The organism is Candidatus Avedoeria danica (genome assembly GCA_016703025.1).
In the GTDB taxonomy this organism is placed as follows: domain Bacteria; phylum Chloroflexota; class Anaerolineae; order Epilineales; family Epilineaceae; genus Avedoeria; species Avedoeria danica.
Genome location: JADJCV010000004.1, coordinates 40749 through 63445 on the forward strand (window position 1 = coordinate 40749; position 22697 = coordinate 63445).

Sequence of the window (22697 nt, forward strand, 5' to 3'; positions counted from 1 at the left end):
TTACGGTTCGGGTGTACCTTCTGGCACCTTGGCACCGGGCGGGTTGCTGCCCTTCAGCGACACGACGTAGGCCGAGGCGTTCACGATCTGCTCCGGCTTAAGCACGCCGCGCCACGTCGGCATCCCTTTCTCCGGCACCCCCGAGTAGACCGTGGCTCCGATTTGATCCGGCCGGCCGCCGTGGATCCAGTAGTCGTCGGTCAGGTTCGGGCCGATCTTGCCCTCGCCCAGGCTGCCGTGACAGGCAAAGCACGTCGTCTCGAACGTCAGCTTGCCGTCCGCCAGCGCCGCGGGGTCCTTCCCCGCCGCGAGGACCTCGTCGGCCGTCGGCGCCTTGCCGAGCTTCTCCTCCTGCAGCGCCATGAGCGCCGTGAACTGCTGGTCGTGCTGCTCGCGCAGCGTCGGCTCGGTGCCGAACGTCTGGCGGGTCGTCCACCAGAAGAGCGCGACGAAGATCGTCAATGCGAACGTGCCGAGCCACCAGCGCGGCAGCTCGTTGTCGAACTCCTGGATGCCGTCGAAGTCATGGTCGCGAACGACGTCGCGGCGTTCGTTCTTCATCGTAAGCTCCTCCGTGTGCGCATCAGTCCGGGTCGTCGAACGGCATGAGCGCCAAGCGGTCCTGGGCGGCGCGGGCGGCGGGACGCCATTGCCAGAGGGCGACGGCGGTGAAGATGGCGACGAATGCCAGCAGGAACAGCAGCAGTCCCGGGTCGCCGGGCAGCCCTTCGGTGATTATCGCGCGCACATCGGCCTCCTCATGGCGTCGTCGATGTCGTCGACATCGTTGCCCGGTCCTTGCCGAGCTTCTGCAGGTAGGCGATCAGCGCGATCAGCTCCGTGTCCGGCGCGGCGTCCGCCTCGCCGGACACGGCCAAGCCGTCGGCGATCGACTTCGCCTGTGCTTCGGCCGCGGCGGACGCGCCCTGGATCGCTGCCGCGTCGTACGGCACGCCGAGCTTGCGCATTGTCGTCATCACGCGCGGGATCCGCTCGCGGTCGAGGCGGGTGTCGGCCAGGAAGGCGTAGCTCGGCATGATCGAGCCCTGCGACGTCGAGCGCGGGTCGAGCATGTGGCGGTAGTGCCAGAGGTCGGGGTACTTGCCGCCGACGCGCGCCAGGTCCGGGCCGGTGCGCTTGCTGCCCCACTGGAACGGGTGGTCGTACATGGACTCCCAGGCCTCGCTCGGCGGTCCGTAGCGCAGGGACTCGGAGGCGAGGGCCCGGATCATCTGGGTGTGGCAGACGTAGCAGCCCTCGCGCCGGAAGATGTCCCGCCCGGCCAGCTCGAGCGGCGAATACGGGGTGGCGGTGCGCTCGAGCGCGAGGGCCTCCTTCGAGAAGACGAGCGGCAGGATCTGCACCATGCCGCCGACGAGCACCGCCACGAGGACAAGCACGGTGAACAGCAGCGCCTTGCCCTCGAGCACCTCGTGCCAGCTCGTACCCTCGTACACGCCGAGGCCGCGGGCGCGCACGGTGCGGACGAGGACCGCGAACAGCAGCAGCGCCACGAGCACGGCCGCGCCCACCTGGACGCTTCGCACACCAAGGGCCATCGACAGCAGGAAGCCGACGACGACGAGGCCCATGACCGGCGAGAGGAGGAGCTGGATCGCGCTCGGTCCCTTGGCCTTGGCCACGACGCTGACCGTGACCGTCGTCGTCTCGGCGCGGCCGGAGCGGGCCGTCTTGATCAGGTTCCAGGCCATGACGAGGAACATCGACAGGTAGAGCAGGCCACCGACCATGCGCACCATGTACATCGTGCGGCTGGCCGAGATGCTCTCGAGGAAGTTCGGGTAGAGGAGCGTGCCCTCCGGGGTGAGCGCCCGCCACATCAGGCCCTGGGTGATCCCGCTGACGTACATCGAGGCCATGTAGAGGACGATCCCGACCATGCCGAGCCAGAAGTGGAGGTTGGCCAGCCGCTCGCTGTGGAGCTTCGTGCGGTACAGCCGGGGCACGAGCCAGTAGAACATGCCGGCCGCCATGAAGCCGTTCCAGCCGAGGGCGCCGCCGTGGACGTGGCTGATCACCCAGTCCGTGTTGTGCGCCAGGGCGTTCACGCTGCGGATCGACATCATCGGCCCCTCGAAGGTGGCCATGCCGTAGAACGTGACGGCGGCGGCGAAGAACTTCACCACCGGATCCGTGCGCAGCTTGTCCCACGCACCGCGCAGCGTCAGCAGGCCGTTGATCATGCCGCCCCAGCTCGGGGCCCAGAGCATGACGCTGAAGACCGTCCCGAGGTTCTGCGCCCAGTCCGGCAGGGCGCTGTTCAGGAGGTGGTGCGGCCCGGCCCAGATGTAGAGGAACACGAGCGACCAGAAGTGGATGATCGACAGCCGGTAGCTGTAGACCGGCTTGCCGATCGCCTTTGGCATGAAGTAGTACATGATCCCGAGCACGGGCGTGGTCAGGAAGAACGCCACCGCGTTGTGGCCGTACCACCACTGCACGAGCGCGTCCTGCACGCCGCCGAACACGCTGTAGGAGTGGAGCACGTCGCTCGGCAGCGCCAGGCTGTTCACGATGTGCAGGACCGCCACGGTCAGGATGCTGGCGATGTAGAACCAGAGCGCGACGTACAGGTTCTTCTCGTTGCGCTTGACCAGCGTCCAGAAGAAGTTCACGGCAAACGCCACCCACACCAGGGCGATGGCGATGTCGATGATCCACTCCAGCTCGGCGTACTCCTTGCCCTGGGTCAGGCCCAGCGGCAGCGTCAGGGCGGCCGAGACGATGATCAGCTGCCAGCCCCAGAAGTGGATGGCCGACAGGAAGTCCGACGCCATTCTGGTCTTTAGCAGTCTCTGCGTGCTGTAGTACACGCCGGCGAAGATCATGTTGCCGACGAACGCGAAGATCACGGCGTTCGTGTGCAGCGGCCGGAGGCGGCCGAACTGCAGCCAGGGCAGCGAGCCCCCGCCGTTCAGCTGCCAGAACGCCAGCTGCGAGGCGATAATGAAGCCGACGAGCATGCCGACGGCGCCCCAAAGCACGGACGCCCAGAGAAAGCGGCGCACCGATACGTCGTCGTACGTGACATTGCGTTCTTCGATCACGGATCGTCCTCCAAGGGCTTGAGCGAGAGCTGCAGACTGTGGTCCATGTCCTCGTTGCGGACGGAATAGACAAAGAAGGCGACGGCCAGCGCCGCCAGGATGACGCTGAGGAAGATGAGCGCGATGAGCACGTTCATCGCCGCAGCGCCCGGGTCGTCGCGGCGCTGACGATGAGCGAACTCGTCGGCATCGTGACGGCGCACAGGAGGGGCGAGAAGCGCCCACTCAGCGCCAGGGCGACGAGGACGATGTTGTAGCTCCAGGCGAAGATCAGGTTCCCCCACAGCGCCCGGTGTAGCGCCCGCGACGTGTCGAACAGCTCCGGCAGCCAGGCGAGCGATCCGCTGGCGAAGCTGAAGTCGCTCTGGTCGGAGAGCGCGCTGCGCTCCCAGGCCGGGCTGCCGCTGACGGCCGCGCCGCCGAGGGCGAGCGCGTCGTTCAGGCCGTCGCCGAGCATCAGGCTTGGCCGGTCGGCGACGCGGTCCGCCTTGTCCTGCGGGCTGCAACCCGCGCGCGTCTCGTCCGGCGTGAGCCCGAGCTGGCGCGCCATGTCGTCGACGCGCCCCTGTCGGTCGCCGCTCAGCAAACCGACGCCGAGGCCGAGGTCGCGCAGTCTTCGGACCGACTGCGGCCCGTCCATGAGGACGCGCTCGACGAGGCCGAACGTCGCCACCGCCCGCCCGTCGCGGCGCAGATCCGCCCAGGCGAGGCCGTCGGCGTTCATGCTCCGGCCGAGGAACCATGTGCCGGCGCCGTCGACGTAGCGAACGCCCTCGCCGGGGATCTCCTCGGCCACGCCGTCGTCCGGATACGGCTCGCCGTGCGCCGCGAGCTCGTGGTACAGCGCCCGGCTGACCGGGTGCCGGCTGGCACCCGCGGCGCCCATCAGCGCCCGCCGCTCGTCGTCGGCGAGGGCATCGAGTTGGCGGCCGTCGGCCAGCTCGAGGTCAGCCAGCGTCAGCGTGCCGGTCTTGTCCAACCAGACCTGACGCACCGCCAGGATGCGATCGAGCACGCCCGGCTGCCGGAGCGTGACGCCGCTGCGCGCCAGCCGCTGATCGGCGAGCGTCCGCGCCAGCGGCACGGCGATGCCGAGGCCGCACGGGCACGTGACGACGAGCACGGAGATGAAGACCTGCGCCGCCCGCTGCGGGTCATGCGGCCACCAGCCGACGAGCCCGGCCATTGCCGCGGCCAGCACGACGAACACGTACACCTTCACGCTCCAACGCCAGAGCACGGGCAGGTCCTCGTGGCCGCGCTCCTGCGGCAGCAGCGCCGCCAGCGCCGATGCGTCGAAGCCGTGGAGCGTCGTCACGCGCGCCGGCTGGCGGCTGAGCAGCCGCGCGCCGGCCCGCACGGTCTCGCCGGCAGCCACCGCGCTCGGCTGGCGCTCGCCGGTCAGCGACGCGAGGTCGAACTCGAGCGTGCGGTCGCCGTCGAGACGGGCCTCGGCCGGGCAGAGGCTGCCCGGCTGGAGGAGCAGCCGCTGACCGGCGCCCACCTTGGCCCACGGGACCTCGCGCGGCTGCGGGTCGAGCGCCGTCACGGTGGCGTGGCTGAACGCGTCCGACGTGAGCAGGCGCCGCCGGTTGGCCAGGAGCGTGCGTTCCTGCAGAAAGCGGCCGAGGAGCATGAACGTCAGGAAGACGTTCACCGAGTCCAGGTACATCGCGTCGGCGCGGCCATGGGCGAACGCCCACAGCGATCCGACGTAGGCCGCCGCGAGCCCGATGGCCACCGGGATGTCGAAGTGGGCGATGCCGTGGCGCAGCGCGTGCCAGGCGCGGCCGAAGAAGTAGCTGCCGCCATATGCCACGGCGACGGTCGTGAGGAGCAGGCTGAGGCCGCGCAGCCAGGCCTGCAGGTCGCCGCCGGCCTCGCTGAGCCCGAGATAGAACGGCAGCGAGAACGACATCGTGTTCAGCGTGATGGCCGCGCACACGCCGAGCCTGAGCAGCAGGCCGCGGCTTGGATCGGCGCCCGCCCCTTGCTCGCTCGGCCGGACGCGGTAGCCGAAGTCCGCCAAGGTCTCGAGGTAGCCGCGCACATCGAACCGCTGCGGATCGAACCGTAAGCTCAATTGGCCCAAGGCCGAGTTCACGCCCAGCCGGACGAGCCCGTCCCGCCGTGCCAGCTTGTCGATCGCCCAGACGCATGCCGCGCACTGGATGCCCTCGACGGCCAGGTTCAACTGCCCCGCGCGCGCGCCCGGGTGGTCGTCGAGCCACTCGAGCGACGCCCGGCGCTCGAAGTAATCGAGCAGCGGCCGGATGTGCCGCGGGCGCAACTGGTAGTAACCGTCGAGCCCGGCTTCCGACAGCAAGCGATGCACCGCCAGACAGCCGGCACAGCAGTACCCGTCGCTGCGGCTGCGCGGGACGGCGTTGCCGCAGTGCAGGCAGACGGCAGCGCCTGCGGTTGGGCGGACGGGCAGGGGGGGGGCTTGGGCGGTCAGGCTCATGGCGGGGTTCAGTATGAAGGGGGGTGGGGTGGGGGGTGCATGACGGGGGTCATAGTGTGGGACGTCGCGGGAGCGGATGGGGCGGGACGTCGTCAAGGAGTCAACGGCTTCAGCCGTTGTCTCCTCCGCCGCTGCGCTTCCAGCCCCACCCCATCCGCGCTACACTCCCCGCCTCACCCGCCCCGCCCCTCCCGGAAGGCACGAACGCCGCGTGAACACCGACGATTCCATGCCCCTCGCCGCTCCGGCGGGCGAACCGACTGCCGTCTCCTTCCCGCCCGCCCCGCCCACCCAGCCCCCCCACGACGCCGATGTTCTCGTCATCGGCGCCGGCTTGGCCGGGCTGCGCTGCGCCGGGCTGCTGGCCGAGGCGGGTGTTCGGACGGTCGTGCTCGAGGCCGGTGACGGCGTCGGCGGCCGGGTGCGGACGGACGAAGTGGACGGGTTCCTCCTCGACCGTGGCTTCCAGGTGCTGCCGACGGCCTATCCGGAAGCCCGCGCGGCGCTGGACTTCGATCGGCTTGTGCTCCAGCCGTTCTATCCGGGTGCGCTGGTTTGGGCGGACGGCCGGTTCCACCTGGCGGCCGATCCGACCCGCCGGCTGTTCGACGCGATCCGCCACGCGCGCGCGCCGATCGGCAGCTTGGCGGACAAGGTGCGCCTCATGCGCCTGACCGGCGCGATCAATGCGCCCGACGACGACGAGCGCTGGACATGGCCGGACATCCCCACGGCCGACGCGCTCGCCCAGGCGGGCATCAGCGACGGGATGATCGACCGCTTCTTCCGGCCCTTCCTCGGCGGCGTGTTCGCCGACCTCGATCTGCAGACGAGCGCCCGGATGTTCGCGTTCGTCTGGCGGATGTTCGCCGCCGGCACGACCACCGTGCCGGAGCACGGGATGGGGGCCATCGCCCTTCAGTTGGCCGGCCGGCTGCCGCACGGCACCGTGGTGCTCGACACGCCGGTGCAAGCCATCGCGGCGCTCGACCCGACGGACGGTCGTGCCGCGCTGGCCCACGCCACGCTCCGCTCGGGCGACATTCTCTCCGCGCGCGCCATCGTCGTGGCCACCGATGAGCTGGCCGCGGCGCGGCTGTTGGAGTCCGCGACCCCGCCGCGCCGCGGACGCGGGTTGACGTGCCTCTACTTCGACGCGCCGGAGCCGCCCATCGCCGCACCCGTCCTGGCGCTCGACGGCATGGGCGAAGGTCCGGTGACGAACCTGGCCGTCATGAGCGCCGTATCGAGCGCCTACGCTCCCCCGGGTCGCGCCCTGGTCTCGGCGACCGTCATCGGACTGCCGCAAGACGACGACGCGGCCCTCGAAGCGTCCGTGCGCGCCCAGCTGCGCGGCTGGTTCGGCACGGTCGTCGACGACTGGCGGCACCTGCGGACCTACCGCATTGCCGAGGCGCTGCCCGATCAATCCCCGGGCCGCCTCGTGCCGCCCGTCCGGCCGCACATCCTCGGCGCGGGGTTGTTCGTGGCGGGCGATCACCGGACGAACGCATCGATCGACGGGGCATTGTTGAGCGGACGGATGGCGGCGGAGGCGGTGATCGCGCATTTGTAGGGGCACGCCGTGCCCCTACCGGGGTGAATCGGTTGGCGCGTTGGGTGTCGCCTCGACGGTCGGGAGGGGCGTCGGTGTTGGGGCGACGTCCTCGTTGCGCAGGACGCGCGGCAGCCACAGGCCGTAGCGCACCGGCGTCGACGTGGCGGTCGGCGTGCGGGTGGAGGTGGGCGTCGGGGTCGACGTGGCGGTCGGCGTCCGCGTGAAGGTGGGCGTCGGGGTCGGGGTGGCCGCGGTCAGGCGGAGAATCGTCAGGCCGGTCAGGCGATCGGCGACGAACACGAGGCCGCCGGTGGCCGAGCCGCCCGACGCGGCCACATCGCGTGCGTCCGAGGCGAAGTAGGCGGCCACGAGGCGCGGTGCGTCGGGGCGGCGGACGTCGATGACGTGAAGGCCGCCGGGGCCGTCGACGGCGAGGGCGTAGTCGCGTCCGGAAAGGGCGGTGCGGCGGACGAACCGCAGGCCGGACAGCGTGCCCTTGATCGCCGGCGCGCGCGGGTTCGTGACGTCCAACACGGTGACACCGCCGCTCTCGGTGGGGGCGAACACGCCGAGGCCGACGACGGCCAGGTCGCCGGCGGCGCTCATGTGACGCGCCGGCTGCGACAGCGGCAGCGAGCCGAACGCGCTCGGCGCCTCGGGGCGGGTCAGGTCGTAGGCGTAGATGCCGTTCGCGCCGTTCGCCTCGAACAGCACGTTGCCGGCGACGGTGACGCCGGACGCGTCGTCGTTGGGATACGTGATCCGGTTCACCCACGCCGGCCGGGCAGGGCTGGCGACGTTGGCCACCTGCAACCCGATCGAGCCGCTGGCCGCGTAGCCGAACGCGCCGGCCGCCGCGACATCCTGGGCGTAGCCGTCCGAGCCGACGCACGCCGGCGCCGCCGGCCGCGTCCCATCGCCCAGCGTGCTGACGCACAGGCCGCTCGAGCCCATCGCCAGCACCGCCGCCCCGCCGGCCACCGCGACGTCCTCGGCCTGCGTCGGCAGGTCGACCTGCCCGACAACGGCCGGCGCGGACGGATCGGCGACGCTGACGACGAGCAGGCGCTGCTCGGCGTCGACGCCGTACACGCGGTCGCCCTGGACGTCGAGGCCGAGCCATCGGCCGTCGAGCCGGCCGACGACGGTCAGCGAGATGATCGGGTCGAGCTGTGTGATGCGGGCGGCCGGGTTGGCGGGGGCGGCGATGACGGCCCCGATCGCGGGGCGCGTCCGGTGGGTGGTCGACGTCGCGAGCACGGCGGAAAGTGCGGCGATGGCGGCGAGGGTCGTCGCGGCGGTGCGGTTGGGGGGCATGGGAAATCCTCGTGCGCGTTGGTGTTGCGGGGGTGTCAACGCGGCATCCCGGCGGTGTATCACGCCGAAACGGCGCCGGGACGGTCGGACTCCGGTGGATTCGTCGGGGGCTTCACGGCGCCAGCCGCTCGATGGCCCAGCCCGCGCCGTGCGGCCGATAGCGCAGGCGATCGTGCAAGCGGTGGGGGCGCGCCTGCCAGAACTCCACCGCGTCCGGCGTCAGGCGGTAGCCGCCCCAGTGCGGCGGTCGGGGCACGTCGGCGCCCGCGAACCGCGCCTCGGTCTCGGCGACGCGGGCGACGAGCGCCGCCCGATCCGCCAGGACGGTGCTCTGCAAGGAGGCCCACGTGCCGATCCGGCTGTCGCGCGCCCGCGTCGCGAAATAGGCGTCGCTGGCCGCGGCGTCGATCGGCGCGACCGGACCCTCGGCTCGCACCTGGCGGCCCATCGCCGGCCAGTGGAACAGCAATGACGCCCAGCCGTTCGCGGCCAGCTCTTGTCCCTTGCGGCTCTCGGTGTTCGTGAAGAACACGAATCCGCCCGCGTCGAACTCCTTGAGGAGCACCATCCGCGCCGAAGGACGGCCCTCGGCGCTCGCCGTGGCGAGGGCGACGGCCGACGGATCGGCCGACCTGTCGGGCACGCCTGACGATGTGACCACGCGCCACTCCGTCCACCAACGCTCGAACTGGGCCATGGGCGTCGCGGCCGCATCGACCTTGTTGAACGAGGGTTCGTCGGCGTCGGGTGGGGGCATGCGCTGACCTGCGGGGTGTTCGGGGTATGGGAGCGGGTATGGGCGCGGGTATGGGAGCGGGTATGGGCGCGGATTATAGTGGCCGGCTCGGCCGGACGCGCTCGGCTCAGCCGGTGGTGCCCGGCGCCCAGCCGACGATCCCGGCCTGCCGCCCCGTCCGTCCCCCCTCCGCCCGGTGCGAGAACCACGTGCCGACATCGCCGGCCGTCGATATCCCGCACATCGCCACATGATCCGGCGCCAGGCCGGCGGCCACGAGCTGATCGCGATTCGCGGCCGCCAGATCGAACGCCGTCGCGCCGCGCCGGTCCACGATCCAGCGCGCGGCGTCGTCGGGCCACGCCGCGGCGGCCGCGTCCGCCACGTTCCCGCCCACGTCGTAGTGCTCGACGCCGATGCACGGGCCGATCGCGGCGCGAACGTCGCCCGGGCGGCTCCCGAGCGCGGCCATCGCGCGGACCGCCGCGCCGGCGGCCCCCGCCACCGTGCCCCGCCAGCCGGCGTGGACGGCCGCCGCCGTCCGGCGGACGGGGTCGGCCAGCAGGATCGGGACGCAGTCCGCCGCGAGGGCGACGAGCGCCACGCCGGGCTCGGCCGTCACGAGGACGTCGCAGCCGGGCAGGGCGGTGGCCGGCCGCAATGCACCGCGGCCGCGATCGGCCGAGCCGACGACGGCGACGTCCGCGCCGTGGACCTGTTCGGCGAGCACGAGCGCGCCCGCGTCCAGCCCGAGCGCTGCGGCGACGGCCGCGCGGTTCGCGACGACCGCCTCCGCCGCGTCGCCGACGTGCAGGCCGAGGTTCAGCGCGGCATACGGCGCGGCGCTGACGCCGCCGTTGCGCGTCGTGAAGGCGTGGCGCAGGCCGTCGAGTCCGTCCAGGAGCGCCGAGCGCAGCAAGGGGACGGGAGGGGCCGAGATGTGCCAGCCGAAGGGCGTTGTCGGGGGCGGCTGGATCAGCGGCAGCCGCACTGGAAGGTCAGCGGGTTGAAGAGCGGGTGATAGGGCAGCGCGTTGTTCAGGAGCGTGAGTGAGCGGCGCTTGGTGTTGTACGGGCCGAGCGGCACGTTGCGCCGGCACGGCTGATCGTAGCCGCCGACGGCCTGCGGGTTGGCCATGGCGGCGGCGAGGAGGGCGGCCGGCACCTTCGGCTCGACTTGGGGGCACAGGATCGGCCCTGCGGTCGGGACGGTCGGGCGGCCGGTGGGCAGCGCGGTGGGGGCGACCGTCGGGCCGGCGGACGTTTCCTGGGGCGTGATGGTCGGGGTCGGCGGAACGTAGGTCGGCGTCGGGGTCGGCGGAACATCGGACGCGGTCGGGATGGGCGTCGAGCCGCTGGCGGTCGCGGTGGCCGTGGCCGTCATCGCCGGCCCAACCGGACCCTGGTACGTCGCCACGTAGACCCGCGATCGCAGCCAGCGCGGCGTCGCCATGCCGACGGCGGGTGCGCCGGCGGCGTCGAGGAAGTCGAGCGACACGTCGGGCACCGCGTCGCCGTTCAGGTCGAGCAGGAAGATGTTCGGCCCGACTTGCGGCAGCGCGGTCACGTAGTCCACCCCCGGCGCGATGGCGTCGGCGAACGTCGCGGCGAGCTGCGTGCCGCTCACGGAGAGCGTTGTCGTGATGACGCTGCCGTCCACGAACAGCCCGCCGTAGCGCCCGGCGTAGCGGCCGAGCGCCACGACGTCCGCCGTCGGCGCCGGCTGCGGCGTCGCGGTCGGACCCGGCGTCGGCGATGCGGCGGGCGTCGGGGCGCTGAGGCCGAGGACGTTCACGACGGCGCAGCCGGCCGTGCGGTCCATCGAAGCGGTCGTGTTGCCGAGGGTGGCCACCGCCATGCGTCGCTCGGGCACCCAGATCACGTAGGCGCCCCATCCAGGAATGTTCCCGCCGTGGCTCAGGATCGGGTCGAGGCCGAGATCGCGCTCGACGAAGATCCCATAGCCGTACGCCTGATCGCCGAGCATGAGCTCCATCTGCCGGCTCGTCATCGCGGTCACGGACGCCGTCGATAGCACCGGCGCGCCGCCGCGCATGAGCAGATCGGCCCACTTCACGAGGTCCGTCGTCGTCGAGAAGGCGAAGCCGGCCGGAGCGGCCGGCCAGTTGTCGTAGGCGTCGACCGCGTCGATCCGCGGCATGCCGGTCGCGGCGTCGATGTAGTGCCCGAACGTCGTGTTGCCGTACGCCGCCGCGTCGCTCGCCAGGAGCATCGTCTGCGTCATCGCCGCCGGTCCCCAGACCTTCTGGCGCATGTAGTCGTTGTAGGACATGCCGCTCAGCCGCTCGATCGCCGCGCCGGCCAGCGAGAAGTTCGGGTTGCTGTAGTTCCAGAACGTCCCCGGCGGGGCGTGCAGCGTCGTCGTCACGTTGGCGACGGCCCACGCGGCCAGGCTGCCCGGCGTCGTCGGGCCGGCGATGCCGCCGGTGGTGATGAACAGGCTGTCCGGGTAGGCCGACGAGTGCGTGAGAAGGTGCCAGGGCGTGAGATCGTCGCCGTCCACGCCGGGGCTGTCCCACGCGCCGCCGATCCCGAAGCCGGGCAGCGCGACGGACAGCGGCTGCTGGAGATCGATCTTGCCCTGCTCGACCTGCTGCATGAGCCCGGCGGCGGTCATCATCTTCGTGACGGACCCGATCCGGAACAGCGTGTCGGCGTCCACATCGCCGCCTTGGGCCGCGTTCTTCACGCCGTACCCCTTGGCGTACGTCAGCCGCCCGTCCAGCATCACCGCCACCTGCGCGCCCGGCACGCCCTTGGCCTGCATCTCGGCCGCCATGCATGCGTCGATCGCGGCGTACGGGTCCGCCTGCTGCGCGCCGGCCAGCCCGTCCGACGTCGTCGCGTGGTCGCCGTCGGATGCGCGATAGGCTTGGATCGCCTCGAGCGCCGTCGTCTGCTCGAGGACATCCGGCGCGTTCGCCAGGCGTGCCAAGCGCGACAGGGGCGACAGGGGCGACAGGGGCGATTCGGCCTGCGCGGCCGAACGAAGGCCGGACGCGGTGAGGCCGGACGCGGTGAGCATCGATGGCTTGTCGATCGCCCCGGGGAGCGGGCGCGCCGCGCGGACGGGCGCGATCAGCAGCGGCACGAGCAGCACGGCAACCGTGAGCAGCAGCATTGCGGCGAGCGAGCGGATCTTCGGCGACATCGTCGGGACTCCTGGGCAGCGGGGGCGTGGTGCGCATGAGTGTAAAGCGAACTTGACAGCCTCGTCAAGCGATTCCGGCCTTCCGTCGATCACGGGCGAGCGACCGCAGCGAGCGGCCTCACGTCGCGATCGCGCAACCGTCCTTGCGCGGATCGCTCCCGCCGTGCCGCACGCCGGCGTCGTCGACGACGATCACCTGGCCGCCGCCGAACGTGCCCGCCGGTGGTGTGTCGTCGCGGGCGATCACATCGTGACCGCGATCCGCCAGGCCACGACGCACGGTGTCATCGAACCACGGCTCGAGCGCCACGCGGCCGCCCGGCGTGATCTGGAAGCGCGGCGCATCGAGGGCGCGCTGGGCATCGAACCCGTGCCAGGCGATGTTCGCCAGCACCTGGAGGTGCCCCTGCGGCTGCATGTGGCCGCCCATCACGCCGAACACGCCGAACAGCGAGCCGTCCGTGGCGCGGGTCGCCAGCCCCGGGATGATGGTGTGGAACGGCCGCTTGCCGCCCGCCAGCCGGTTCGGGTGGCCCGCCGCCAGGACGAAGCCGGCCCCGCGGTTCTGGATCGGGATCCCGGTCTCGCCCGCCACGAGGCCGCTGCCGAAGCCCATGTAGTTGGACTGGATGAACGAGCACGCGTTGCCGGCCGCGTCGACGACCGCCAAGTAGACCGTTCCGCCCGGACCCGGCACGCCCGTCGTCGGCATGCCCATCGCGCGGTCCGAGTGAACGAGCGCCCGCCGAGCGGCGAGGTATGCCGGATCGAGGAGTTGTGCGATCGGCACCGCGTAGGCATCGGGGTCGGCCACGTGGGCCGCTGCGTCGGCGAAGCCGAGGCGCATCGCTTCGATGAGCGGGTGGAGGTGGGCGACATCGCCCCATGCGGCTGCCGATGTCGGGGCTTCGTCGCCGGCAGCGGCGGCGCGGCGCCGTTCATCGGGTCGTTCGGCCGACGGTTCGCCGCGCCACCCGTCCGCGATGCCGAGCGCGATGAGCGCCGCCAGACCCTGGCCCGGCGGCGGACACTGCCAGACGCGCAGGCCGGCGAACCCGACGCGGATCGGATCGACCCAGCGGCCGGCGTGGCGGGCGATGTCGTCCGCCGTCAGCCAGCCCCCGCCCGCGGCGACGGCCGCGGCGATCGCCCCGCCGAGCGGGCCGCCGTACAGCGCCGCGCGGCCGCCTTCTGCGACGGCGCGCAGGCTGCGGCCCATCGCCGGCAGGCGCATGACCTCGCCTTCGCGCGGCGCACGGCCGTCCAACAGGAGATGTCGGCGCGCGGCCGGATCGCCCGCCAGGAGGCGCTCGCTGGCCCGCCACGCCGCTGCGATGCGCTCGCTCACCGGGAAGCCACCCTCGGCCAGCTCGATCGCCGGCGCCAGCAACGCATCGAGCCCCATCGTGCCGCGCGACGCCGCCAACTCGGCCCAGGCATCGACGGCGCCGGGAACGGTGACGCTGAAGGCGCCGCGCTGCGGGACGGCGGCGTGGCCGGCTGCGACGAGGGCGTCGGCGTCGGCCGCGCGCGGGGCGGCGCCGCTGCCGTCGTAGGCGTCGACCCGGCCGGCGGCGGCGTCGAACACCAGCGCGAACGCGTCGCCGCCCATCCCGCAGCCCGTCGGCTCCACGACGGCCAGCGCGGCGGCCGTGGCGATGGCCGCGTCGACGGCGTTCCCGCCGGCCAGGAGCGTCCGGACACCGGCCATCGCCGCGAGCGGCTGGCTGGCCGCGACGACGCCACGCGTGCCGAGGACGGTGCTGCGGCGGCTCGGGAAGGCGGAGCGAATGGACATTGGTCGGATTGTATCCGGTTGTATACTCGCACCGCCCCCCCGGCGCGCGGCGGCGCGTCGACGACGGATGACCCGGCTGAGCGCGCGGCCGAGCAAGAGGTCCAACGATCTTCGTGGCCAGCATGACGGACGACGACAAGTGGATGGCCCAGATGCGGCGCGGCTCGCTCGAGCTGTGCGTCCTGGCGATCCTGGCGCGGGGTCGGCGTTACGGCTACGACATCGTGCAGGCCCTCTCGGGGGCGGACGGCTTCGTCATCAAAGAGGGGACGATCTACCCGCTCCTCAACCGGCTGCGCTCGGAGGGGCTCGTCGACGCGGAGTGGCAGCCGTCGCCGCAGGGGCCGGACCGCAAGTACTACGCGCTGACGCGCCAAGGTGAGGCGCGCCTGTCGGCCGTACGCGACCAGTGGCGGATCTTCGCCGACGACATCGCGCGCATCCTCGAGGGCGACGCATGACATCCGAACTCGACCGCGTCCGCGACGATTACCTCGGTCGACTGCGCCGTGCGCTCCACCGCGTCACGCCGGACGTGGCGGCCGAGACCGAACAGGAGATCCGTGCCCACATCGAGGACGCGCTCGCCGCCCGCGGCCAGGCGACGGTAGGCGCGCTGCTCGACGTCCTCGAACGGCTCGGCTCGCCGGAGGACTATGCGCCGGACGTGGCGCTCTACATGATGGTCGATCGCGGCTACCACGAGTGGTCGCTCCGGCACATGATCGGCAGCGCGCGCTTTTGGGCGCTTTCGACCGCCGCCGGCGCCGCCGTCGTGCTGATCTTCGGGCTTCTCTACGCGTTCGTCCTGGCTGCGATCGCCGCCGGCATCCAGCACGTCGCCGCCGACCTCGTGCACCCGGACGGTGGCGGGTTCCACGTCCTGCCCGGCGTCGCGACGTGGCCGCTGCTGACCGTCGGCCCGGCGGCGCTCATCGGCCTGACCGCGGTGCTGCGTTGGTTCATCGGCCAGTACGTCCAGCGCGCCCGGCCGATGGGCCTCGGCGGCGAGACGACGGAGCGGGCGTGGGCCAGCCAGACACAGCGGACGATCCTCACGCTGGCGCTGATCGGGCTCGTCGTGACGATGGTGGGGGGGCTCCTGGCGCAGGGGATCCGCTTCGAGCAGGCGTGCCGGGTGCACGTGGACGCGGCGGCGCTGCGGTCGCCGATGGCGCTCGTCGGGTACGCCGGGCTGGCGTTGTTCTTTCTGGCGCCCGTCGTCGGGCTGATCCTGGGCCTGCGGGTGCGGGACGACGAGACGGGCCTGTAGCGTTGTCGTTGGGGGTTGCGGCTGCCCGGGCGACCACTTTCGCGGCCCCCGGGCGCCGGCCACCTCGTTGCGACTTGACACCGCTCCCACGCTGGTGATAACCTTCCCCGCTCGTGAGCAGCGAGGTTCCGTTTTCACACGGGACGTCGAAACAACCCAGCGTTGACCCGTCAGAAGGAGGGACATCGGACACCAGCAAGCGTTTCGGCGGTGCAGACCGCAGATCGAGTACTGGGTCGGATGTCTCCGCCGCGACCGCGAGGTCACGGCGGATTTGTTTCGGGGGCTGGGAAGCGAGCCGGAGGAAGCGTCGGGGGCCGAGAGGCTGGGGCGCGGGGACCTTAACACTAGAAGAGAGAGCAGAAGCGGGCGCTCAGAGGCGAGGAATCGCCTGAGGGGTCGATGTTCGGCGCGCGGGAGCAGCAGGGCAGTCGCAAGGCAGGCCGGGTGCGAGCGGGCGAAGGATGTCGGCTAACCTCGAATGAAGCAGGAACAACAGACGAAGAGTTTGATCCTGGCTCAGGATGAACGCTGGCGGCGTGCTTAACACATGCAAGTCGAACGCGCATCCCCTGAACTTCGGTGAGGGGGAGGGCAAGTGGCGAACGGGTGAGTAACACGTAGGAACCTGCCCTGGAGTGGGGGAAAACGGCTGGAAACGGTCGCTAATCCCGCATAGTCTCCTTCGGGAGTAAAGCTTTAGCGCTTCAGGAAGGGCCTGCGGCCTATCAGGTAGTTGGTGGGGTAAAGGCCTACCAAGCCGATGACGGGTAGGGGGCGTGAGAGCGCGACCCCCCACACGGGAACTGAGACACGGTCCCGACGCCTACGGGCGGCAGCAGTGAGGAATCTTGCGCAATGGGGGAAACCCTGACGCAGCGACGCCGCGTGCGGGAAGAAGGCCTTCGGGTCGTAAACCGCTTTTCTGTGGGACGAGGAAGGACGGTACCTCAGGAATAAGTCCCGGCTAACTACGTGCCAGCAGCCGCGGTAAAACGTAGGGGGCGAGCGTTATCCGGAATCACTGGGCGTAAAGGGCGTCTAGGCGGCACGTCAAGTCTTGCGTGAAATCTCCTGGCTCAACTAGGAGAGTGCGTGGGAAACTAGCGAGCTAGAGACGTGGAGGGGTGCACGGAATTCCCGGTGGAGTGGTGGAATGCGTTGATATCGGGAGGAACACCAGAAGCGAAGGCGGTGCACTGGCCACGGACTGACGCTGAAGCGCGACAGCGTGGGGAGCAAACGGGATTAGATACCCCGGTAGTCCACGCCGTAAACGATGACAACTAGGTGTGTAACCGAAGGGTTATGCGTACCGCAGCAAACGCGATAAGTCGTCCGCCTGGGGAGTACGGCCGCAAGGCTAAAACTCAAAGGAATTGACGGGGGCCCGCACAAGCAGCGGAGCGTGTGGTTTAATTCGATGCAACGCGAAGAACCTTACCTGGGCTTGACATGCATGTGGTAGGGAACCGAAAGGGGACCGACCTTCGGGAGCATGCACAGGTGCTGCATGGCTGTCGTCAGCTCGTGCCGTGAGGTGTTGGGTTAAGTCCCGCAACGAGCGCAACCCCTGGCGTATGTTTCACGTGTCATGCGCAACTGCCGGCGTAAGCCGGAGGAAGGTGGGGATGACGTCAAGTCAGCATGGTCCTTATGTCCAGGGGCCACACACACGCTACAATGGCCGTTACAGAGGGCAGCCACGTCGCGAGGCGGAGCTAATCCCAAAAGGCGGTCGTAGTTCGGATTGGAGTCTGCAACCCGACTCCATGAAGGCGGAGTTGCTAGTAACCGCAGGTCAGCCATACTGCGGTGAATACGTTCCCGGGCCTTGTACACACCGCCCGTCACGTCATGGGAGTCGGCCACACTTGAAGTCGGTTAAGGGAAGACACCCGGCTGCCTAGAGTGGGGCTGGCGACTGGGACGAAGTCGTAACAAGGTAGCTGTACCGGAAGGTGCGGCTGGATCACCTCCTTTCTAAGAGGCACTGAGGCCAGGTGAAAGCCTGGGCTCTGAGCCGGACGAGCGCACAAACAGCTTCTGCTCTCTCTTGTGGTGGTGAGGTGGGACGCGAAAGCGTCCGACTCGCCCCGGGCTCGCAGCGTGCGAGCGGATGGGATGTCGTTGGGGAGCAGAAGCGTGGAGACGCGGAGCCGAGAGCACGAAAGTGGTTGAGGCGAGCGGGGAAGCGGGGCTGTAGCTCAGCGGTAGAGCGTCTGCTTTGCAAGCAGAGGGTCAGGGGTTCGAGTCCCCTCAGCTCCAAGACGCTGCGAAGGACGAACCGACAGGGCGGAGCCCACGGTGAGTCGAAACAGCGGAAGCGGCAAGCGCGAGAGCGCGTAGCGCGACCGTGCAGCGGAGTGCTGGGACCTTAACAGTTGAACATAGAGCCAAGGAAGCCGAGCGGGCATGCACGAGGAAGCTACAAAGGGCGCACGGGGGATGCCTTGGCACGATGGGCCGAAGAAGGACGTGGTTGGCTGCGAAAAGCCACGGTGAGCCGCCAGCAGGCATTGAACCGTGGGTGTCCGAATGGGGAAACCCGGCGTGGAGAACCCACGTCACCGCATGCTGAACACATAGGCATGACGGGGGTAAGCCAGGGAACTGAAACATCTCAGTACCTGGAGGAAAAGAGAGTATTCCGTTAGTAGTGGTGAGCGAAAGCGGAGGAGCCTAAACCGAGTCCGTGTAAGCATGCAGGCGTTGCGGACTGGGGGTTGTACGGCCTAGCAGGGTTGCTGCACCGACCCGACGGAGTAAGAAACCGACACCTTAGACGAAGGCCACTGGAAAGGGCCGCCATAGATGGTGAAAGCCCAGTAGACGAAAAGGTGACGGCTCCGGTTAGAGACCGTGAGTACCACGGGGCACGTGAAATCCTGTGGGAATCAGGGTGGACCACCACCCAAGGCTAAATACCCATCGTGACCGATAGTGAACAAGTACCGTGAGGGAAAGGTGAAAAGCACCCCGGCGAGGGGAGTGAAATAGAACCTGAAACCGTGTGCCTACAAACTGTGGGAGGGCTATGGCAGCAATGCAATGCCTGACCGCGTGCCTTTTGGAGCATGAACCGACGAGTTACCCTCTGTTGCAAGGTTAAGGGAGGAACACCCGGAGCCGGAGCGAAAGCGAGTCTGAAAAGGGCGTTGAGTAGCAGGGGGTAGGCCCGAAACCCGGTGAGCTTACCGTGACCAGGGTGAAGCGGGAGTAATGTCCCGTGGAGGCCCGCACCGACCAATGTTGCAAAATTGGCGGATGAGTTGCGGTAAGGGGTGAAATGCCAAACGAACCGGGAGATAGCTGGTTCTCCCCGAAATCGCTTTAGGGCGAGCCTGACGGATAGGTTGACGGGGGTAGAGCACTGGATGGGCTAGGGGGCGTCAAGCTTACCAAACCCAACCAAACTCCGAATACCGTCAAGTGTTACCGTTGGAGTTGGACGGTGGGAGATGAGTTTCATCGTCGAAAGGGAAACAGCCCAGACCGCCAGCTAAGGTCCCAGAGTGTGTGCTAAGTGGGAAAGGAAGTGGGCGTACAGAGACAGCCAGGAGGTTGGCTTAGAAGCAGCCACCCTTTAAAGAGTGCGTAATAGCTCACTGGTCAAGTGCTCCTGCGCCGAAAATGTAACGGGGCTAAAGCACACCACCGAAGCTGCGGAGCCATCGCAAGATGGTTGGTAGGGGAGCGTTGCCGGAGCGAAGAAGCCGTACCGAGAGGAGCGGTGGAGTTCCGGGAAGTGAGAATGTCGGTATGAGTAGCGAAAAGTGCGTGCGAACCGCACTCACCGAAAGCCTGAGGTTTCCAACGGAAGGACGATCCGCGTTGGGTTAGTCGGGCCTAAGCCGAGGGCGAAAGCCGTAGGCGAAGGACAACAGGTCAATATTCCTGTACCGATTTCAGGGAGCGATGGGGTGACGCTGAAGGATAGGCCAGCCTGGGGATGGAGATGCCAGGTGCCAAGCGTGTGGCCGATGACGGTGGTAGGGAAATCCGCCACCCGAGGAGAAGGCGTGATGGCGAAGCCGCGAAAGCGGATAAGTGGTTGAGTCCAAGCAGCCAAGAAAAGCCTCTAAGCGATGAACTGAGATCGCCCGTACCGCAAACCGACACAGGTGGGCAGGTCGAGCAGACCAAGGTGAGCGAGAGAACCCTCGTTAAGGAACTCGGCAAAATTGAGCCGTAACTTCGGGAGAAGGCTCGCCCCTGAGCTTGAAGCGCACACGCGTGGAGGGCATGGGGGTCGCAGAGAAATGGCCCTGGCGACTGTTTACCAAAAACACAGGTCTCTGCTAACGCGAAAGCGGACGTATAGGGGCTGACGCCTGCCCAGTGCCCGAAGGTTAAAGGGAGATGTCAAGGGAAACCTGAAGCGTTGAACTGAAGCCCGGGTGAACGGCGGCCGTAACTATAACGGTCCTAAGGTAGCGAAATTCCTTGTCGGGTAAGTTCCGACCCGCACGAAAGGCGTAACGATCAGGGCGCTGTCTCAACGAGGGACTCGGCGAAATTGAAATCTGCGTGAAGATGCGCAGTACCCGCAGCAGGACAAAAAGACCCCGTGGAGCTTTACTACAGCTTGTCATTGGGTCTGGGCTGCACATGTGTAGGATAGGTGGGAGGCTATGAAGCCTGGTCGCTAGACTGGGTGGAGCCACCGTTGAAATACCACCCTTGTGCAGTCTAGGCCCTAACGGACGGCCGTGAACCGGCGCCCGAACAGTGACTGGTGGGTAGTTTGACTGGGGCGGTCGCCTCCTAAAGAGTAACGGAGGCGCCCAAAGGTCACCTCAGGCCGAATGGAAACCGGCCGTCGAGTGTAAAGGCAGAAGGTGGCTTGACTGTGAGACGGACATGTCGAGCAGGAGCGAAAGCTGGGCTTAGTGATCCCACGGTACCGGGTGGAAGGGCCGTGGCTTAACGGATAAAAGCTACCCCGGGGATAACAGGCTAGTCATGCCCAAGCGTCCACAGCGACGGCATGGCTCGGCACCTCGATGTCGGCTCGTCCCATCCTGGGGCTGGAGCAGGTCCCAAGGGTTTGGCTGTTCGCCAATTAAAGGGGCACGCGAGCTGGGTTCAGAACGTCGTGAGACAGTTCGGTCTCTATCCGCTGTGGGCGAAGGTGATTTGAGGAGAGCTGCCCCTAGTACGAGAGGACCGGGGTGGACCGACCACTGGTGGGCCGGTTGTGGTGCCAACTGCATCGCCGGGTAGCCAAGTCGGGAACGGATAACCGCTGAAAGCATCTAAGTGGGAAGCCGTCTCCAAGATGAGATCACCCATCGGGCAACCGAGTAAGCGCGCTGGAAGACCACCAGTTTGATAGGGCGGAGGTGTAAGGGCTGCAAGGTCTTAAGCTGACCGCTACTAACGCGCGAGGGCTTCCTCGTGTCTGTCTGTTCTGCTTCACTTGGCTCATGTTCAACTTTTAGGGTCCGAGCGCTATTAACAAGTGCATAAGCACTTTCCGACACGTCAATGACGGGTCTGAAAGGTGATCCTAGCGGCGGAGCAACACCTGGTCCCATCCCGAACCCAGCAGTTAAGTCCGCCAGCGCCGATGGTACTTCCGGGGCAGCCCGGTGGGAGAGCAGGTCATCGCCTTCAGACCCGTTCATTGTTTAACCCGAAATCCAACCCCTTCTCACCCTCGCCGCGCCGGGCCGGACCGTCGCCCGCACCGGCTGGCGGTACCCTTCCGCTGGCTACGGGCGCAGGCGTTCGTAGGCGCGTGCGTCGTCGATGTCTGTCGCCACGCCGGCGTCGTCCACGGCGACCTCGCGCACGGCGCCGCCTGCGTTCCGCACCACGTCTCGCGGCCACCGCTCTGACGGTAGCGCTGCGAGCGCCGCGATGTGTGCCGCTCCAAAGATCACCGGGTGTCCACGCCGCCCTCGAGTACCGGCGCGACGATCGCGCGCGGACCTTCGGGTGCGTTGCGGAAAGTACGGATGATGCGTTCCACAGTGTCGGGCCGCATGAGCGGCAGGTCGCCCGGCATGACGAGCACCGCGTCGGGCGGCGCAGGCGGACGCGATGCGATGGCGGTGGCGGCGTCGGCCAGGAGCGCCAGTGCCGCCTGCAGTGACGGCGTCGGGCAGTCTCCCGCGTCGCCCGCCCCCGCGGTGGCGGCCCGCGTCACCCGGGCGATGTCGGCGCCCGCCGCACCCGCCGTGTGCACGGCTGTTTCGTCGCCGGGGCGCACGACGACGACGAGGCGGTCAACCCCGGCTTCGCGGAGGATCGCCAAGACCCGGCCGAGGATCGTCGTGTCGCCCCACGGCAGGTGGAGCTTGGCGCGGCCCATCCGTGTACTGGCCCCGGCCGCCAGCACGACCGCCGTGATTTCGACCGGCGCGGCCTTATTCACTCGGCAACCACGCCATCACGCATGTCCGCACTGCCGGCCGGACCACGCTCGACGGCGATGATCTCGGCCAGGACGCTCACCGCGATCTCGGCCGGCGTCCGGGCACCGATCGCCAGGCCGACGGGGCCATGGATGCGCGCGATGGCGCGCTCGTCCCAGCCGGCCGCCCGCAGCCGATCGCGCCGCGCCGCTTGCGAGGCACGGCCGCCGAGCGCGCCGATGTAGCCGGCCGAGGTCCGCAGCGCGGCATCGAGCGCCGGGTCGTCGATCTTCGGGTCGTGGCTCAGGACGACGATTGCTGCGGTGGCGGTCGGTGCGAGCGTGGACAGCGCCGCGGCCGGGGCCTCGTGCACGATCGCGTCGGCGTCCGGGAAGCGTGCGGCGGTGGCGAAGGCGCGGCGCGGGTCGACGACCGTCACGCGCCGGTCGACGGCGCGCGCCAGCTTCGCGAGGACCACCGCGATCTCGCCGGCGCCGACGAGGATCACATGTGGCGGCGCGGCCCGTGAAGCGGCGGCGTCACGCCAAGCGTCGGGTGTGAGTTGGACGATTTCCACCTCGAGCCGCCCGCCGCACGCCAGCCCGACCGACCACGCCGTCTCGTCGGCCACGTCGAACGCCAATCGCCGCGGCTGGCCGTCGCCGCCGAGCATCGCGAGCGCCGCCTCGATGACGGCGGTCTCGACGCAGCCGCCGCTCACCGAGCCGGCGAACGCTCCGTCGGGTGCCACGGCCATCGCGCTGCCCACCGGCCAGGGTGCGGAGCCCCAGGTGCGGGTAACGGTGGCCATGGCCACGGACGCGGCGCCGGCGGCGAGCCAGGCGCTCACGGCAGCGGTGACGTTGTGCACGCGCGGCGCCTTTCGGTAACGCAACGGAGGCGCCTTGGCGGCGCCGGGACTGCCGTATATTATCGGCCGCGCCGGGTCG

General features: G+C 69.2%; 15 protein-coding genes, 1 tRNA gene and 3 rRNA genes. 7 read left to right on the top strand and 12 right to left on the bottom strand.

What is annotated here, in order from left to right; translation table 11 throughout:
• Genes IPG72_03745 through IPG72_03765 form a run of 5 tightly spaced genes read right to left on the bottom strand, consistent with a single transcriptional unit; the run spans position 1 to position 5532 of the window.
• Positions 1–561: a c-type cytochrome gene (locus IPG72_03745; protein ID MBK6768141.1), complete on the bottom strand. Its 561-nt coding sequence runs from the start codon at positions 559–561 to the stop codon at positions 1–3.
• Positions 562–583: 22 nt separating this feature from the next.
• Complete coding sequence (locus IPG72_03750) at positions 584–748, bottom strand: CcoQ/FixQ family Cbb3-type cytochrome c oxidase assembly chaperone (GenBank protein ID MBK6768142.1); 165 nt, start codon at positions 746–748, stop codon at positions 584–586.
• Positions 749–758: 10 nt separating this feature from the next.
• Positions 759–3065: a cytochrome-c oxidase, cbb3-type subunit I gene (gene ccoN, locus IPG72_03755; protein MBK6768143.1), complete on the bottom strand. Its 2307-nt coding sequence runs from the start codon at positions 3063–3065 to the stop codon at positions 759–761.
• Entirely contained in the window at positions 3065–3205 is a 141-nt protein-coding gene (locus IPG72_03760) for a cbb3-type cytochrome oxidase assembly protein (protein ID MBK6768144.1), read from the bottom strand. Before IPG72_03760 ends, ccoN begins: the two co-directional genes overlap by 1 nt.
• A complete protein-coding gene (locus tag IPG72_03765; GenBank protein ID MBK6768145.1) occupies positions 3202–5532 on the bottom strand; it encodes a heavy metal translocating P-type ATPase metal-binding domain-containing protein in 2331 nt (776 codons plus the stop codon). The genes IPG72_03760 and IPG72_03765 overlap by 4 nt, the downstream gene beginning before the upstream one ends.
• Positions 5533–5761: 229 nt before the next feature.
• Here IPG72_03765 and IPG72_03770 point away from each other — a divergent pair, with 229 nt between their 5' ends.
• Positions 5762–7108, top strand: coding sequence for an FAD-dependent oxidoreductase (locus IPG72_03770; GenBank protein MBK6768146.1), 1347 nt, complete (start codon positions 5762–5764; stop codon positions 7106–7108).
• Between the two features lie 15 nt (positions 7109–7123).
• Here IPG72_03770 and IPG72_03775 read toward each other — a convergent pair whose 3' ends face one another.
• The 5 genes from IPG72_03775 to IPG72_03795 form a co-directional block, all read right to left on the bottom strand.
• Positions 7124–8407 (bottom strand): hypothetical protein, encoded by a 1284-nt coding sequence (locus tag IPG72_03775; protein MBK6768147.1) that lies wholly within the window; start codon positions 8405–8407, stop codon positions 7124–7126.
• Positions 8408–8519: 112 nt separating this feature from the next.
• The gene (pdxH, locus tag IPG72_03780) at positions 8520–9164 is read right to left on the bottom strand and encodes a pyridoxamine 5'-phosphate oxidase (GenBank protein ID MBK6768148.1); all 645 of its coding nucleotides are present in this window, start codon (positions 9162–9164) and stop codon (positions 8520–8522) included.
• 106 nt (positions 9165–9270) lie between these two features.
• The gene (gene pgeF / locus IPG72_03785) at positions 9271–10134 is read right to left on the bottom strand and encodes a peptidoglycan editing factor PgeF (GenBank protein MBK6768149.1); all 864 of its coding nucleotides are present in this window, start codon (positions 10132–10134) and stop codon (positions 9271–9273) included.
• Positions 10119–12314, bottom strand: a complete 2196-nt coding sequence (locus IPG72_03790) for a serine hydrolase (protein MBK6768150.1) — start codon at positions 12312–12314, stop codon at positions 10119–10121. Before IPG72_03790 ends, pgeF begins: the two co-directional genes overlap by 16 nt.
• 118 nt (positions 12315–12432) lie before the next feature.
• The gene (locus tag IPG72_03795; GenBank protein MBK6768151.1) at positions 12433–14112 is read right to left on the bottom strand and encodes a gamma-glutamyltransferase family protein; all 1680 of its coding nucleotides are present in this window, start codon (positions 14110–14112) and stop codon (positions 12433–12435) included.
• Positions 14113–14255: 143 nt separating this feature from the next.
• On the opposite strand from IPG72_03795, the gene IPG72_03800 reads away from it, so the two are divergent.
• The 6 genes from IPG72_03800 (at position 14256) to rrf (ending at position 21004) form a co-directional block, all read left to right on the top strand.
• The gene (locus IPG72_03800) at positions 14256–14573 is read left to right on the top strand and encodes a PadR family transcriptional regulator (protein ID MBK6768152.1); all 318 of its coding nucleotides are present in this window, start codon (positions 14256–14258) and stop codon (positions 14571–14573) included.
• Positions 14570–15385 (top strand): hypothetical protein, encoded by an 816-nt coding sequence (locus IPG72_03805; protein MBK6768153.1) that lies wholly within the window; start codon positions 14570–14572, stop codon positions 15383–15385. The genes IPG72_03800 and IPG72_03805 overlap by 4 nt, the downstream gene beginning before the upstream one ends.
• Before the next feature lie 496 nt (positions 15386–15881).
• Positions 15882–17368, top strand: a 16S ribosomal RNA gene (locus IPG72_03810).
• Between the two features lie 213 nt (positions 17369–17581).
• Positions 17582–17653 (top strand) — tRNA-Ala (locus tag IPG72_03815).
• A 153-nt stretch (positions 17654–17806) separates the two neighbouring features.
• A 23S ribosomal RNA gene (locus IPG72_03820) occupies positions 17807–20787 on the top strand.
• A 100-nt stretch (positions 20788–20887) separates the two neighbouring features.
• Positions 20888–21004 (top strand): 5S ribosomal RNA (gene rrf, locus IPG72_03825).
• Together the 16S, 23S and 5S rRNA genes with 1 tRNA gene alongside form the textbook arrangement of a ribosomal RNA operon.
• A 265-nt stretch (positions 21005–21269) precedes the next feature.
• On the opposite strand, the gene IPG72_03830 is transcribed toward rrf, so the two are convergent.
• Both IPG72_03830 and IPG72_03835 read right to left on the bottom strand, forming a co-directional pair.
• Positions 21270–21767, bottom strand: coding sequence for an NTP transferase domain-containing protein (locus IPG72_03830; GenBank protein ID MBK6768154.1), 498 nt, complete (start codon positions 21765–21767; stop codon positions 21270–21272).
• On the bottom strand, positions 21764–22558 hold the full coding sequence (locus tag IPG72_03835) for an XdhC family protein (protein ID MBK6768155.1): 795 nt from the start codon (positions 22556–22558) through the stop codon (positions 21764–21766). The genes IPG72_03830 and IPG72_03835 overlap by 4 nt, the downstream gene beginning before the upstream one ends.
• Positions 22559–22697: the final 139 nt, after the last annotated feature.

Coding starts and splice junctions, on each gene's coding strand:
- IPG72_03790 (MBK6768150.1), bottom strand. CDS start 12,314: ATGTCGCCGAAGATCCGCTCGCTCGCCGCAATGCTGCTGCTCACGGTT.
- IPG72_03760 (MBK6768144.1), bottom strand. CDS start 3,205: ATGAACGTGCTCATCGCGCTCATCTTCCTCAGCGTCATCCTGGCGGCG.
- IPG72_03805 (MBK6768153.1), top strand. CDS start 14,570: ATGACATCCGAACTCGACCGCGTCCGCGACGATTACCTCGGTCGACTG.
- IPG72_03765 (MBK6768145.1), bottom strand. CDS start 5,532: ATGAGCCTGACCGCCCAAGCCCCCCCCCTGCCCGTCCGCCCAACCGCA.
- IPG72_03795 (MBK6768151.1), bottom strand. CDS start 14,112: ATGTCCATTCGCTCCGCCTTCCCGAGCCGCCGCAGCACCGTCCTCGGC.
- IPG72_03800 (MBK6768152.1), top strand. CDS start 14,256: ATGGCCCAGATGCGGCGCGGCTCGCTCGAGCTGTGCGTCCTGGCGATC.
- IPG72_03835 (MBK6768155.1), bottom strand. CDS start 22,558: ATGGCCACCGTTACCCGCACCTGGGGCTCCGCACCCTGGCCGGTGGGC.
- IPG72_03770 (MBK6768146.1), top strand. CDS start 5,762: ATGCCCCTCGCCGCTCCGGCGGGCGAACCGACTGCCGTCTCCTTCCCG.
- IPG72_03745 (MBK6768141.1), bottom strand. CDS start 561: ATGAAGAACGAACGCCGCGACGTCGTTCGCGACCATGACTTCGACGGC.
- pdxH (MBK6768148.1), bottom strand. CDS start 9,164: ATGCCCCCACCCGACGCCGACGAACCCTCGTTCAACAAGGTCGATGCG.
- IPG72_03775 (MBK6768147.1), bottom strand. CDS start 8,407: ATGCCCCCCAACCGCACCGCCGCGACGACCCTCGCCGCCATCGCCGCA.